Below are 14,340 nucleotides of genomic sequence, written 5' to 3'. Positions count from 1 at the left end.
AGCCACCATGACCGAGTCCGACCTCCCGGTGGCCAACCTCACCCCCGGCCGCTGGGGCGACCCCACCCAAGCCGTCGAACTCCCCGCCGCAGCACTCGAGGCACTCAAACACCTAGGAGTCCGCCGCCCGACGCCGCGTGGCGCGGTTGAAGAGAGCGGCCCGGCTGCACCGGAGGGGGCGGGCAAGGCTGGTGGGCCTGGTGGAGCGGGCGATGCCGGCGGGCCACTGGCTGAGGCGGTCTCACCCACCACGGCCAGCGCTTCGGGCGAGGGGGCGGTGTCCGCGGCCGGGTCCGGTGCGGTGGGTGGAGGGCGGGAGCTTGGTGGGGAAGGGCTGGCAGTGCTGGTGGGCGTGCTGGGGCCTGAGCATGTGCTGACTGACTTCGAGAGTCGGTGGGCGCACACCAGGGGGTACTCGACTCCGGATCTGCTGCGGCATCGCATGGGTGACACGACCGACATGCCGGCCGCAGTTGTCTACCCGGGGTCGCATGAGGAGGTGCAGCGTCTCTTGGGTGTTTGCTCGGAGCAGGGCATCGCGGTGGTGCCGTATGCGGGTGGGACTTCTGTTGTGGGTGGGCTTGCGCCGCAGGGGACTGCGTTTGTGGCGGTTGATTTACGGCGGCTCGACAAGCTGGTGGAGATCGATGAGGTGTCCAGGACGGCGCGCATCGAGGCTGGGGTGAGGGGGACGGCGGCTGAGGCTCTGCTTGCCGAGCGGGGGTACACGCTGGGGCACTTTCCTCAGTCGTACGAAGGGGCGAGCATCGGTGGGTATGCGGCGACGCGGTCCAGTGGGCAGGCGTCGGCGGGGTATGGGCGGTTCGATCAGATGGTCGTGGGGCTGACCGTGGCTACTCCGCGCGGGACGATCGAGCTGGGGCGGGCGCCGATGTCGGCGGCTGGGCCGGATCTTCGGCAGCTCTTTCTTGGGTCGGAGGGAGCGCTGGGGATTATCACCAGCGTCGTGGTGAGGGTTCGGCCTCGTCCGACGGAGCGGTCGTTCGAGGGGTGGCGGTTCGCATCATTCGACGACGGGCTCACCGCGATTCGCCGGGTGGCTCAGGATGGGCCGGTGCCGACGGTGTTGCGGCTGTCCGATGAGGCTGAGACGGCGATCAACCTGGCCGACCCCAACGTGCTCGGCGGCGGCTCCGGTGGAGTGCTCGCGATCGTCGGCTTCGAGGGCGCCCGTACGCCGGTACGCCGCGCCGAACTCGCCGAGGTCCTCACGGCCGCCGGCGGCACGTACCTCGGTGAGGGACCCGGTGACACCTGGCGCCAAGGACGGTACCGGGCCCCCTATCTCCGCGACCCCCTCCTCGACGAAGGCGCGCTGGTCGAGACGCTCGAGACGGCTGGCTTCTGGTCGACACTCCCCGCGCTGAAAGCCGGTGTGACCGAGGCGCTGGTCAACGAGCTGACCGCCCAAGGCACCCCGCCGATCGTGCTCTGCCACGTATCGCATGTCTACGAGACCGGCGCCTCGCTGTACTTCACCGTCATCTCCGCCCAGACCGGCGACCCGGTCGCACAGTGGCGCCGGGCGAAGATCGCGGCCAACGACGCGATCGCCAAGGCGGGCGCCACGATCACCCATCACCACGCCGTTGGCACTGATCACCGCGACGCCTACGCTGCCGAGATCGGCCCGCTCGCGGTCGAGACGCTGCAAGCGGTCAAGCGCGTCCTCGACCCGAACAACATCCTCAGCCCCGGCATCCTGATCCCGCCCAGCTGACCCGCCCGCGGAACCCCAAGCTGAGCTGTGTCGGAAATTTGCAATAGGTAGTCGAACTATTGCGTAACGTTAGCTCCTTCCTTAAGGTGTGGCGCACATTGCCCTCCGGCCGGTCTGACCGGTCCGCCCCCAAGGAAGGCGCAACTCATGCCTGCACGCCCAAAACCCACCCGACTGGCCGTGATGGCAGTCGCCGCCGGTGCAGTCGTCGCCGGCGCAGGACTCTCTGCGATCCCGGCCCAATCAGCCCAAGCAACCCAAGCCGCCCCGGCCGCGATCCAGGCGGCCGGCGCCTCCCTCCCGTTCACCATCCTCGAAGCGGAGAGCTCGGCAACCAACGGCAGCAAGATCGGCCCGAGCTACAGCCAGGGCACCCTCGCCGCCGAGGCCTCCAACCGCCAAGCGGTCACCCTCAACGGCGGCCAGTACGTCGAGTTCACCGCCCCCGGCACCACCAACGCGATCAACGTCGCCTACTCGATCCCGGACGGCCGGGCCGGCACCTTGTCGGTCTACGTCAACGGCCAGAAGCTCAGCCAGCAGCTGCAGGTGACCTCGAAGTACAGCTATGTCGACACCGGCTGGATCGCCGGGTCGCGGACCCACAAGCTGTACGACCACGCCCGGCTGCAACTCGGCCAGACCGTCAACGCCGGCGCGAAGATCAAGCTGCAGGTCGACGGTGAGAACACCGCCGGGCCGTACACGATCGACGACGTCGAGTTCGAGAACGTGGCCGGTCCTGCCGGTCAGCCTGGTGGCTCGATCTCGATCACCGACCGCGGCGCCGACGGAAGCGGCACCAACGACTCGACCGGCGCCATCCAGTCAGCCATCGACAGCGCCCGCGGTTCTGGTGGAACCGTGTGGATCCCGACCGGCCGGTTCAAGGTCGGCGGCACGATCAACCCCGACGGCGTGACCATTCGCGGCGCCGGCCGCTGGCATTCGACCCTGCTCAGCAGTCACCTGATCGACCGCCCGAACGGCGGCGGCAACGTGAAGCTGTACGACTTCGCGGTGATCGGCGAGGTGACCGAGCGGCACGACGAGTCGCCGGACAACTTCGTCAACGGCCAGCTCGGCCCGAACTCGATCGTCTCCGGGCTCTGGCTGCAGCACCTCAAGGTCGGCCTGTGGCTGACCGGCAACAACGACAACCTGGTGGTCGAGAACAACCGGTTCTACGACATGACCGCCGACGGCCTGAACCTGAACGGCACCGCCTACAACGTGCAGGTGCGGAACAACTTCCTCCGCAACCAGGGCGACGACGCGCTGGCGATGTGGTCGCTGCACGCGGCGAACCGGAACAGCACCTTCGCCAACAACACCATCGTGCAGCCGAACCTGGCGAACGGCATCGCGATCTACGGCGGTACCGACCTGACTGTCCGGGACAACCTGATCTCCGACACCAACGCGCTCGGCGGCGGGATCGCGATCTCGAACCAGTCGTTCGGCTCGCCGTTCTACCCGCTGGCCGGAACGATCACGGTCTCCGGCAACACGCTGGTCCGCACCGGCGCGATGAACCCGAACTGGGGTCAGAACCACCCGCACGGCGCGATCCGGGTGGACGCGTACGACACCCAGATCAACGCCCAGGTCCGATTCACCAACAACCGCTTGGTGGCCAGCCCCTGGTCGGCGTACCAGTTCGTCGATGGTGGTGGCGCCGGACGGGCGGTGCAGAACGTCAGTGTGGACGGCGGCTCGATCGAAGGCGCCGGTACCTTCGCCTTCCAGGCCGAGACGACCGGATCCGCCACGATCAGCAACGTCGCGGCCAGCGGTATCGGCCGGGCCGGCGTCTACAACTGCGCCTACCCGAGTGGCTCGTTCGCGCTGAACCGTGGCTCCGGCAACAGTGGCTGGGACTCGACCTGGAGCGGCTGCAACTGGGTTGAGCCGGGCAGCGGTGGCGATCCGGGGCAGCCGACCGGAAACCTCGCCGCGGGCAAGTCGGTGACAGCGACCAGTACCAACCAGAACTACGTCGCGAGCAACACCGTCGACGGCAACTCGGGCAGCTACTGGGAGAGCGCCAACAACAGCTGGCCGCAGTTGCTGACCGTCGACCTGGGCAGCAACCAGAACATCAAGCGACTGGTACTGAAGCTGCCGCCGGGTTGGGGTACGCGGACCCAGACCATCGCGGTGCTGGGCAGCACCAACAACTCCACCTACGACCAACTCGCCGCGGCGGCCGGCCGGACCTTCGACCCAGCCTCCGGCAACGCGGCCACGATCACCCTGCCGTCGACGGTGAACACGCGCTGGGTACGCCTCACCATCACCACCAACAACGGCTGGCCGGCGGCCCAACTGTCGGAGTACGAGGTCTACGCCAGCTAGCAATCTTCCCGCTTACGTCCGAAGAAGTGGTGGGACGTCAGCTCACTTCTTCGGACGTAGGCGGTGTGGAGGTGTTGACCTCAAGTGAGCTTGAGGTATGAGGGTGACGGGCATGACCAACGTATCTCTGACTCGTCCTGTTGCTCTCATCACCGGCGCCAGCGCGGGGCTCGGCCTCGCGCTGGCGCATGGTCTGGCCGACCGTGGCTGGGCCCTGATCATCAACGCTCGGGGCGCCGATGCGCTCAAGAACGCGGCCGACGAGCTGGCCGCCAAGACCGACGTGGTGCCGCTGGCCGGCGACGTCACCGATGCCGAGCATCGGGCCGACCTGGTCGATGCGGTCGGCGAGCTCGGCCGGCTCGATCTCCTGGTCAACAACGCGAGCTACCTCGGCGCGAGCCCGCTGCAACGGTTGGCGGGAACCGACCTCGACGAGTTGCGGCGGGTGTACGAGGTCGACGTGATCGCGCCGATCGCGTTGGGCCAGGCGTTGCTGCCGGAGTTGTCGGCGGCGGCCGGGATCGTCATCAACATCAGTTCGGACGCTGCGGTCGAGGCGTACGAAGGGTGGGGTGGCTACGGGTCGGCCAAGGCGGCGCTGGATCACGCGAGCGCAGTACTGGCCGCAGAGCATCCGGGGCTGGCTGTGTACGCGGTGGATCCGGGTGATCTGCGGACGGCGATGCACCAGGCGGCCTTTCCCGGGGAAGACATTTCTGATCGGGCCGAGCCTGCGAGCGTCGTACCGGCGTTTCTGCAGTTGCTGGACAGCAGGCCGGCGAGTGGTCGCTACCGGGCTGCTGAGTTCGCGCCGGCGGTGACTTCGTGAGAGTCCATCCACAGACGAGGTTCACGCTTCCCGACGAGTTGAACGCGGTCGAGCCACCGGAAGCGCGCGGGCTCGCAAGAGATCAGGTGAAGCTGCTGGTCGCGGAGGGGTCGACCGTCACGCACACCAGGTTCGACCGGATCGGTGAGCACCTGCGGCCCGGCGATCTCCTGCTGGTCAACACCTCGGGGACGCTGGGCGCCGCGGTCGACGGTACCTGGATCACCGGCTCGGGCGTCGCTCCTGTGGTCGTGCACTTCTCGACTGCGCTGGACGACGGCACCTGGGTCGTCGAGCTGCGCAACGGTGGCCTGCCGATGTTCGGTGGCGCGGCAGGCGACCGGGTGGAGATGCCAGAGGGAGTACTGACGCTGCTGGAGCCCTACGAGCCGAGCAGTCAACGGTTGTGGAAGGCCAAGCCGCCAGTGGCCGACGTGGTCAACTACCTGTGGCGGAACGGGCGGCCGATCACCTACAAGTACGTCGGGAAGCAGTGGCCGCTCGCGCTCTACCAGACGGTGTTCGCGAACCAGCCTGGCTCGGCGGAGATGCCTAGTGCGGGCAGGCCGTTCAGCTTCGAGCTGGTGAGTCAGCTGGCGGCTACCGGAGTACTGATCGCTCCGATCCTGCTGCACTGTGGGGTGTCGTCACTGGAGAGCCATGAGCCGCCGCTGCCCGAGCGGTTCGAGGTCACCGAGCACACTGCCCGGCTGGTGAACTGGGTGAAGGCCAACGGCGGCAGGGTGATCGCAGTCGGTACCACGGCGGTCCGTGCGATCGAATCGGCCGCACAGCCCGGCGGTGTGGTCGCAGCGAGGGGCTGGACCGACCTAGTGCTCGGGCCTGATCACCCGGCAACCGTGGTGGACGGGCTGATCACCGGCATGCATGCGCCGGAGGCCTCGCACCTGCTGTTGCTGGAATCGGTGGTCGGGGGCGACGTCGTGCAGCGTGCTTACGACGCCGCCCTCGAACACTCCTACCTGTGGCACGAATTCGGCGACGTCAGCCTTTTGCTCCGTCAGTGAGCTCGGTGGCAGCCGCCTCGGATTCAGCCGGCTCCGAGGCTTCGAAGTCGGCAGTGGTGAGAGGTGGACCGGTCGGCGCCGGGGTGGTCTCGTTCCCGGGCCGGGCCCGCTTGTCGACCGCCCGCGGGCTCACCTCGGCCGCCATCCGCTGTTGTTGGGCATCATGAATGTCCTTACCTGCAAGGTCCCCCGTTGGGACTTCACTCCTTTGACGAGTGATCAGTGCCCAATGTCATGCGCCGAAGCGAAATTGTGGCCTAGGCCTTTATTAGTTCGCCTTTCAACTGTCGCCGGCCGGGCGCCACAACCGTGCAGGAAGGTATGGACGCCACTGGTCACCGTCGCGCGGATCTCGTCCGTCGTCATCCGGCTTCGCCGGTACGCCGTACCGCCGCCGGAGATCAGCAGCGAGAAGTGCAGGGCCGCCCGCATCGGGTCCTCGAAGTCCAGCAGTCCTTCGTCGGCGAGCGTGTTGAACCGATCGGCCAACGCTCGGTGGACGGCGAGCGGGCCGGTCTGCTGCCAGGCGTCGATCGCCTCCTCGGGGATGTGGCCGGCATCGGCGTCGACCTGGCGGACCAGCGCGGCGTGCTCGGCGTAGTCCGGCATCGGGGTTCGCCAGGCGATGCCGAACTCGACCAGGTCCGCCTCGAGGTCGGTGATCCTGCGCAGGTACCGATCGACGATCTGCAGTTGCGCGGCCGCGACCCGCTCGGCGCTGTCCTGGATCACGGCGCGGAACAGTCCGGCCTTGTCCTGGAAATGGTTGTAGATCGTCCGCGTCGAGACCTGCGCCTCGGCGGCGATCACGTCGATGCTCGCCCGGGCGTAGCCGTCCCGCGCGAACACGGTCAGCGCGCCCGCGAGCACTGCTTGCCGCTTGTCCATGGGAGTCAGCCTCTGGTCGGTGCAACGTTCGTTGTACAACTACAACGAGCGTTGCACCTCCGGGTCATGACAACCAGGTCAGCGTGGCCGGCAGCGCCTCGGCCAGCGGAGGGAGGTGCGGGTGCCACTTGAGCTCCCACTCGAGGGACAGCCAGTAGTCAATGCCCTCGAGGGTCTGCAGGAGGTCGGCGATCGGGTAATCGCCCGCGCCGATCGGCACCGGCCGGTAGCCCTGGGTCGAGTCCTCGTCCTTGATCTGAATGAAGTCGATCCAGGGTTTCAGCAAGTCGAAGGCCTCGGCCGGAGTCTCACCGTGGCTCCAGGTGTGGGCGCTGTCCCAGATCACCTTGGCGTTGTGGCCAGGCGCCTCGGCGTCGAGGAGCCGGCAGAGCCGGGCCATCTTGCGGCCGGCCGAGTGCGAGTCGTGCGTCTCGAGCAGGATCCGCGAGTCCTTGGGGGCGGACGTCACGCGGTCCAGCGCGCGGATCTCGCCGGCGCTCGGACCATGCGAGGCGTCGGTGTCGTCGCCGGCGTCCGCTGGGTCATCGCCGGGGAAGACCCGGACACCGCGGGCGCCAAGATCGGCCGCCAGTTCGAGATGGGCTTCGAGGGGTTGGTCCTCGACCGCGCAGAGCTTCACGTAGCTGCTGACGGCGAGGATCTCCAGCCCGGCGTCCTCGATCCGGGTCCGCAGTTCCCGCCGCTCGGCCGCGGTCAGCCCGAGATGGGTGAACTCGTCGTCGGCCGTCCGGAGCTCCAGCCCGGCAATATTGTTGCCTTTGGCAAGCGCTAGGACCTGGTCGAGGGGCTCGCCGGGGCACCCGAGGGTGGAGAAGCCGAGCGGGTGCACTCAGACCCAGCGCCGGCGCGGGTGGGTGCGGGGCGCCGTGGTCTCCGAGTCGTCCTGCTCCGGAGCGGCCGGAGTGGTCGGTGCTGCCGGAGTGGTCGGCTCGGCGGGCGCCTCGTACGAGTACGGGGACGACTGCTGGTAGTCCGTGGCCGGCTGGTCGGAGTAGCTGGTGCTGTAGTCCGACGTGTAGTCGCTGGAGTAGCTCTCCTGCGAGTACGTCGGGCTGTAGGTGCTGTCGTAGCTCGAGCTGCTGTAGTCCGTTGCCGGTGCCGTGTAGGAGGTCTCAGGGGCCGGCGTGTACGAGTCGTAGCCCGTGTTCGAGCTGTACGCGTCGTACGAGGACTCCGACGAGTAGCTGTCGTAGCTCGTGTTGCTGGTGTAGTCCGAGGTGTACGTCGGCTCCGGTGTCGTCGGCTCGGTGTAGGACGAGTAGTTCGACGAGTAGTCCGAGGTGTACGACGTCTCGTACTCCGGGGTGCTGATCGGGGCCGCCGGGGCTTCGTATGGCGCGTAGGTCGGGTCGGGCGTGTACGTCGGAGCCGTGTAGCTGGTCTCCGGGGTGTACGACGGCTCGGGACCGAACGACGGCACGCTCGGGAGCGGCTTCGACGGGGTCAGGTAGTCGTCCTGCGCGGGCAGCGACGGGGCTGCCTGGTAGTAGCTGTCCGAGTCCGACACAGCGGCCTGGACCGTCGACGGGCTGTCGACCGCGACCCGAGCGGCCCTGCGACCAGCGCGCGCAACAGGCGCGGGCTCAGGCTCGGGTGCGGGCTCCGTGGAGGTCAGGTAGTCAGAGGTGCTGGTGCTCTCGTACGAGTAGGGCTGGGAGTACGAGCTCGACCAGGACGGCTCCTCGGTGCTGCGGGCGGCCGGCTGGTACGCGTACGGATCGGGCTGCGGCGGGGCGACGGTCTCGGCCTGCCAGCTCGGCAGCGGCGCGGAGAGCAGGTCGTTGCTCGGGGCCGGCGTGTACGGGTTGGTGGGGGTCGACCAGGTCGGCGTCTCCAGCCCGGACGCGGTCTGCTGGTACGACGGCAGCGCCTCGATCACCTGGCCGGTGTCCTCGCGCCAGCTCTCGATCGGGTTGAACTGCTCGGTGGCCGGGCCCGCGTCGTCCCAGGACTGTGCGGCCGGGGTCTCGGCGACCGGTGCGAACGGGCTCCACTTCGGAGCCTCCTCGGCGGCCGGCGCGCTGGCGGCGATGGCCAGCGCCGGCTGGCGCTGCTCGATCCGCGGCGCCGCGATCGGCTCGGAGATCGCGGGCTGCTCGGAGGTGTCGTCGTCGGCGGCGACCCGGTACGACGGGACGGCCACCAGCTTCGGCTCGCGCTGGTCCCACCAGGGCATCCACTCGCGGGTGGTCTGCATGGTGTTGATCTTGCGGATGATCAGCGTCGCGGCGACGGCGGAGACCGCGGTCAGGATCAGCGACGCGGTCCCGGCCAGCGCGATCCCGCGCAGCGACCCGACGGTCGCCTCCATCCACATCAGCGCCCGGCGGATCACGACGTCGAACACGAGAGCGCCGACCCAGGCGACCCACCACACGTTCGTGAGGAGGGGCTTCCTGAGCCGGCGCAGGTCGTCGGCGTACACCGGAGTCTTCGGATCGCTGGCCAGCCAGATGTCGTCGACGATCTGTTTGGGATAGATCAGGTTCGGGCCGGGGCAGAACCAGCTGGCCAGCACCCAGCCGTGGCTGCGGCGATGATCGGCCTGGCAGAAGACCTCGGAGTTGACCCGCACCCGCCACAGCCAGATCACGAAGACCACGGCGGCGGCGACGGAGATGATGACGTTCGGGATCGAGGTGATCCGGGAGATGCTGTCGGCGCGGTTCAGGTCCGCGTCGTCGACGTTGGGGCCGCCACCGAGGTAGCTGTGCACGACGCCGTAGGTGTTCCAGTCGGACCACGTACAGAGCAGATGAGTGACCGTGGACGCACCGAGCAGACCGATCGCGATCTTGCCGACCGTACCGACCTGCTGGAACTCCTCGGCGGCATGTGGCTGCCACTCATCTTTGTCTTCAACAGCAGAAAGAACTGCTCGTTGCGGGTGGCTCACGTCGTGCGTCCCTCGCGTTGCTGGAACTCCGTCTGTTCGGCGTCTCGGTCGAATCCTGCCCCCGCGTGACCGAGCCACATTGATACCACGAAGTAAGTACGCCTGTGGAGTCGATGCCAGCACGGAGGGTATCGACTTAACACGGTCTTTTCGTACGCCCATCACCACTTGTAACGAGGTACTCGACCGTGTGTAACGGTTTGGTTTACAGCGCAGGAGGTTGGTACCCCCGGTCGACCGGGTATCCGGCCTGGTCCTGGGCCCACCACGGGGTCCACGGCCGGCGTAGCTGGAGTTCGTTGACGCGCTGAATCAACATCACTGCGAGTACTGCCGCGGCGGTCGTGCTGACCGCGGAAATGCCGGACATCACAGCATTCGTCCGAAGTTCGGAGAGCTGCGGTGCACCGTCCAGCACACTGCGCTGAGCGAGGTTGTCGAGGACCAGTCCGACCACCCAGGTGATCCACCAGGCCCAGACCAGCCGGGTGCCGGGGATGCCGCGCAGTGTCGCGATCCCGGTCGGGGTGCGCGGGTCGCTGGCGGCGACGATGTCGTCGACGACCTGCTTGGGGTACCAGAGGTTCACCACCGGGCAGATCCAGCTGCCGAGCACCCAGCCGCGTGAGTACCGGTGCTCGCCGCGGCAGAACATCTCCGCGTTCCAGCGGACCCGCCACAGCCAGATGATGAAGACCGCGGCGGCCGCGAACAGAGCCAGTGCGGCGACGATGCCGAGCGAGCCGGAGATCAGATCGGCCTGGGCGAACTTGTCGTCGTCGTCGGGATAGCGCTCGAGGGTGCGGTAGGAGTACCAGTCGGACCACGCGGTGGCCCAGCCCAGCACGGTGACCACGCCGATCAGCACGGAGGCGGCCAGGCCCATCGCCTCCTCGGAGCTGAACCAGCGGTCCATCGGCGGCTGACCGGTCACGTACACCTCCTCGGGATCGGCGAGCCATCAGAAATAGCACACAGACAGTGATCGGGCGAGAACCTTGCGTGCGGCATCGATGGTGTCGTCGCGCGAAATTCCTGCTGCCGGACCGGGGAAAAGTGTCGGTGCCTGGGTGGACGATATGACCATGCGCTGGTCTGTGTTCGATTCGCCCATCGGAGAGCTGTCGGTCGCCGTCGACGACGACGGTCTGTGCCGGCTGCGGTTCGGCGCCATCGAGCTCGGCCCGGACCGGGTCCGCGACGACCTGCTGATCGCCGCCGAGGAGCAGTTGAAGGCGTACTTCGCCGGCGAGCTGACCCAGTTCGACCTGCCGCTGTCCGTGCGCGGTGGGTCGCAGTTCGAGCGCGCGGTCTGGGAGCGGCTCAAGCAGATCCCGTACGGCGAGATGCAGACCTACGGCGATGTCGCCAAGGCCGTCGGTGATCCCGGGGCGGCGCGGGCCGTCGGGGTCGCCTGCAACCGCAACCCGATCGCGGTGATCGTGCCCTGCCACCGGGTGGTCGGCGCCGGCGGCAAGATGGTCGGCTTCGGCGGCGGCATCCCGTTGAAGCGCCATCTGCTCGAGCTCGAGGCACGGGTGACGATCGAAACGCAATGGCTCTGAACGACCGGGGCGGCGGGGTGGGACAAGGAACAAACACTGCGTGAAGAAGTTCGGGCCGGAATGTAAAGAAGTTTCCGACCGGCCGTTGCGATGGCAGGTATCGGGCACTCAAGCGCTAATGTCGCGTTGTGCGATCGCGCTGACACAGTTCGATCGGACGTTTGACCAAGAGCTCCGGTCTGTATGCCGATGCCGCGGTCGCATCCTGGTTCCGCCCCGACCTGCCCGGAGACGAAGAGATGACGCAGCCCAGCTCGGCGCCGCATGACGACCTGAGCCAGTTGATGGACAAGAGCGCCGAAGAGTGGTCGGCGCCGGAGATCCAGGACGCGGCCCGGACGGCCATGCAGTTGCACGCACCGGATCGCGAACCGCTGACCTGGATCAAACGGTTCGGCGTACTGCCCTGGCTGCATCGCAACGAGGCCGTCTGCCGCGAGTGCGGCGGCAACTACCCGTGCATCACCCACCGCTATGCGACCCAGCTGCTCTCGGCCGGCCGCGTCCACATCGCCGGCGGCCGCCGCGACGACGAGCCCGGTGACGAAACGCTGAACTAGCCGGCCGCTGGACCAGCCGGTCGCAGAACGGACGAAGGCCGCGATCTCCACCTGGGGATCGCGGCCTTCGCCGTTGCGGTGTCGAGGTGGTTCAGGAGTCGGTCGGCTTCGAGTCCGTCGACTTCCGCGGGGTGCTGGTCTTCTTCGCGGCGCCGTTCGACGCGGCCTTCGGAGCTTCGTCGGCCTCGGCCTTCGCGTCCTCGGTCTTGCCGTTGGCGGACGTGGTGTCCGTCTTGGCCTCCGCCTTCGGCGCGGCAGCGGCCGGCTTGTCGGTGGCCGGCTTGTCAGCTGCCGGGCGCGACGTCGTCCCGGCCGGGGCCGAGCTGTAGTCGCGGCCGCTGGTCGGGGTCGACTGCCAGGCCGGCTCCGGCGGGGTGAGCAGCTTCTTCACGGCAGCGGCGGCGAGTGCCCCGAAGCCGAGGAACAGCACCACCTTGCGCAGCTTGTGGCTCTTCTTCGGTACGTCGATCTCACCCTTGAGTGCGGCGGCCGTCGCCTTGCCCCGGCGCGAACTCTCCTCGATGACCGGCTCGGCCGCGGCGGCCAGCGTCGCCAGGGCGGCGGTCACCTTCGGCAGTACGTCGTCGTTGAACCGCTCGCGGGCCCGCTCGGCCGCGTGCTCGGTGGCCGGTCCGACCCGGCTCAGCGCGTCGTCGATCACGGGTCCGGCCTTCTCCACCGCGGCGTGCGCGACGGCGGCGCCCCGCTCGACCGCCTTCTCGGCGTACGGCGACACCTTCTCCCGTGCGGTGCCAACACTGTCCCGTGCGGTGCCCACGGCTGACTCGGCCAGCGGACGGACCTTGTCCTTCGCGGTCTCGACCCGGCCCTTGGACTTCAACAAACCCACGGTTCCTCCATGGACGCTTCGATTCGACTTCTGGACAGATCCGGCTTCTTCTGCATCGTACGACGTACCCAGCCGATAAACCCTCCGGCCACACCCTGAGATCACCCCGGGGCACGTCGATGCGGCCCGAACTTGTGGCGCATGACAGGATCGATGCCGTAAGCCGTAACCGATGAGGAGTATCTCGTGGCCGAAGAACTGTTCGCGACGCTGCAGACGACGAAGGGCGACGTCGTCATCAAGCTGTTCCCCGATCACGCGCCCAAGACGGTGCAGAACTTCGTCGGCCTCGCCGAGGGCACGAAGGAGTGGACCGACCCGACGACGGGTCAAGCCAGCACCGCGCGCTTCTACGACGGCCTCGGTTTCCACCGGGTCATCGACGGGTTCATGATCCAGGGCGGCTGCCCGCTCGGCACCGGCACCGGTTCGCCGGGCTACAGCTTCGACGACGAGATCCACCCGGAGCTGCAGTTCGACCGCCCGTACCTGCTGGCGATGGCGAACGCGGGCATCCAGTTCGGCAAGGGCACCAACGGGTCGCAGTTCTTCGTGACCGTGGTCCCGACCCCGCACCTGAACCGCAAGCACACCATCTTCGGCGAGGTCGCCGACGACGACTCGAAGAAGGTCGTGGACGCGATCGCCACCGCGGCGACCACGGCCGGCGACCGGCCGGTCGAGCCGATCGTGATCAACAGCGTCAAGATCGAGCGCAAGACCGTCTGATCCACCGCGCGATCCCGGCTGCCGGCGACGGTGGCCGGGTTCTCGCACCCCTTTTTGCACCAACCGTCCGACTGCGGAGGACCAGGGCGTGACCGAGACCGTCTGCTACCGGCACCCGGATCGGCCTGCGGGGGTCCGTTGCCAGCGCTGCGACCGGCCGATCTGCCCGGCCTGCATGAACAGCGCCGCCGTCGGCTTCCAGTGCCCGTCGTGTTTCAACGAGGGCGTGAAGTCGATCCCGCGCACCCGGACCTCGCTGGGCGGCGTCGCGCGCGGCAACAGCCCGTACGTGACCTGGACGATGATCGCGCTCAACGTGCTGGTCTTCATCGCGGTACGCAGCGGCAGCCCGAAGCTGCTCAACGATCTCGTGATGGTCCCCGTGCTGGTGGACTCCGAGCCGTGGCGCTTGCTCACCTCGGCCTTCACCCACGTGCAGATCTTCCACATCTTCTCGAACCTGTTCATGCTCTGGCAGGTCGGCCCGATCCTCGAACAGATGATGGGCCAGGTCCGGTACGCCGTGCTGTACCTGCTCTCCGCGCTCGGTGGTGGAGTCGCGGTCTGGCTGCTCGGCTCCCCCGGCGGCGCGACCCTGGGTGCGTCCGGCGCGGTCCTCGGCCTGGTCGGCGCGTTGCTGGTGATCAGCAAGGCCCGCGGCATGGACGTCACCTGGATCATCGCGTACGTCGCGATCACCGCGGTCATCTCGTTCGCCGTCCCGAACATCTCCTGGGAAGGCCACCTCGGCGGCTTCGTCACCGGCGCTGCCGTCGCCTGGCTCTTCCTCCAGGACACCAAGCGCCGCCGCAGCAAAGTCAATCGCTGACTCCCCCCACCCCGCTACCCCGACCCCGCCCTACCCCGACCCC

General features: G+C 68.0%; 13 protein-coding genes. 8 read left to right on the top strand and 5 right to left on the bottom strand.

The genetic code is table 11. From position 1 onward, the window contains the following. The first annotated feature begins 7 nt into the window (after positions 1-7). The 4 genes from ABD116_RS11485 (at position 8) to ABD116_RS11470 (ending at position 5,959) form a co-directional block, all read left to right on the top strand. Positions 8-1,741, top strand: a complete 1,734-nt coding sequence (locus tag ABD116_RS11485; protein ID WP_343967880.1) for an FAD-binding oxidoreductase — start codon at positions 8-10, stop codon at positions 1,739-1,741. Positions 1,742-1,888: 147 nt separating this feature from the next. Continuing rightward, on the top strand, positions 1,889-4,099 hold the full coding sequence (locus ABD116_RS11480; RefSeq protein WP_343967877.1) for a discoidin domain-containing protein: 2,211 nt from the start codon (positions 1,889-1,891) through the stop codon (positions 4,097-4,099). A gap of 112 nt (positions 4,100-4,211) precedes the next feature. Further along, positions 4,212-4,931, top strand: a complete 720-nt coding sequence (locus ABD116_RS11475; protein ID WP_343967875.1) for an SDR family NAD(P)-dependent oxidoreductase — start codon at positions 4,212-4,214, stop codon at positions 4,929-4,931. Beyond that, positions 4,928-5,959, top strand: coding sequence for an S-adenosylmethionine:tRNA ribosyltransferase-isomerase (locus tag ABD116_RS11470; RefSeq protein ID WP_343967873.1), 1,032 nt, complete (start codon positions 4,928-4,930; stop codon positions 5,957-5,959). The genes ABD116_RS11475 and ABD116_RS11470 overlap by 4 nt, the downstream gene beginning before the upstream one ends. A gap of 219 nt (positions 5,960-6,178) precedes the next feature. On the opposite strand, the gene ABD116_RS11465 is transcribed toward ABD116_RS11470, so the two are convergent. From ABD116_RS11465 to ABD116_RS11450, 4 genes are all read right to left on the bottom strand, one after another. Beyond that, positions 6,179-6,847, bottom strand: a complete 669-nt coding sequence (locus tag ABD116_RS11465; protein ID WP_343967871.1) for a TetR/AcrR family transcriptional regulator — start codon at positions 6,845-6,847, stop codon at positions 6,179-6,181. A 64-nt stretch (positions 6,848-6,911) separates the two neighbouring features. Beyond that, a complete protein-coding gene (locus ABD116_RS11460) occupies positions 6,912-7,697 on the bottom strand; it encodes a sugar phosphate isomerase/epimerase family protein (RefSeq protein ID WP_343967869.1) in 786 nt (261 codons plus the stop codon). Further along, positions 7,698-9,764, bottom strand: coding sequence for a DUF4328 domain-containing protein (locus ABD116_RS11455; protein WP_343967868.1), 2,067 nt, complete (start codon positions 9,762-9,764; stop codon positions 7,698-7,700). A gap of 205 nt (positions 9,765-9,969) precedes the next feature. Further along, complete coding sequence (locus ABD116_RS11450; protein ID WP_343967866.1) at positions 9,970-10,698, bottom strand: DUF4328 domain-containing protein; 729 nt, start codon at positions 10,696-10,698, stop codon at positions 9,970-9,972. Positions 10,699-10,849: 151 nt separating this feature from the next. On the opposite strand from ABD116_RS11450, the gene ABD116_RS11445 reads away from it, so the two are divergent. Continuing rightward, on the top strand, positions 10,850-11,329 hold the full coding sequence (locus ABD116_RS11445) for a methylated-DNA--[protein]-cysteine S-methyltransferase (protein ID WP_343967864.1): 480 nt from the start codon (positions 10,850-10,852) through the stop codon (positions 11,327-11,329). A gap of 161 nt (positions 11,330-11,490) precedes the next feature. Beyond that, on the top strand, positions 11,491-11,889 hold the full coding sequence (locus tag ABD116_RS11440; protein ID WP_343967862.1) for a hypothetical protein: 399 nt from the start codon (positions 11,491-11,493) through the stop codon (positions 11,887-11,889). 91 nt (positions 11,890-11,980) lie between these two features. Here the strand turns inward: ABD116_RS11440 and ABD116_RS11435 are convergent, their stop codons facing one another. Next, on the bottom strand, positions 11,981-12,739 hold the full coding sequence (locus ABD116_RS11435; protein ID WP_343967860.1) for a hypothetical protein: 759 nt from the start codon (positions 12,737-12,739) through the stop codon (positions 11,981-11,983). A 186-nt stretch (positions 12,740-12,925) separates the two neighbouring features. Here ABD116_RS11435 and ABD116_RS11430 point away from each other — a divergent pair, with 186 nt between their 5' ends. Both ABD116_RS11430 and ABD116_RS11425 read left to right on the top strand, forming a co-directional pair. Beyond that, positions 12,926-13,468 carry a peptidylprolyl isomerase gene (locus ABD116_RS11430; RefSeq protein WP_425552080.1) on the top strand — a complete coding sequence of 181 codons (543 nt, stop codon included), beginning with the start codon at positions 12,926-12,928 and terminating at the stop codon, positions 13,466-13,468. Positions 13,469-13,556: 88 nt separating this feature from the next. Beyond that, on the top strand, positions 13,557-14,297 hold the full coding sequence (locus ABD116_RS11425) for a rhomboid family intramembrane serine protease (protein ID WP_343967858.1): 741 nt from the start codon (positions 13,557-13,559) through the stop codon (positions 14,295-14,297). The last annotated feature ends 43 nt before the right edge of the window (positions 14,298-14,340 follow it).

The organism is Kribbella koreensis (genome assembly GCF_039525325.1).
Classification (GTDB): domain Bacteria; phylum Actinomycetota; class Actinomycetes; order Propionibacteriales; family Kribbellaceae; genus Kribbella; species Kribbella koreensis.
This window is presented reverse-complemented; position numbering and strand designations above follow the sequence as displayed.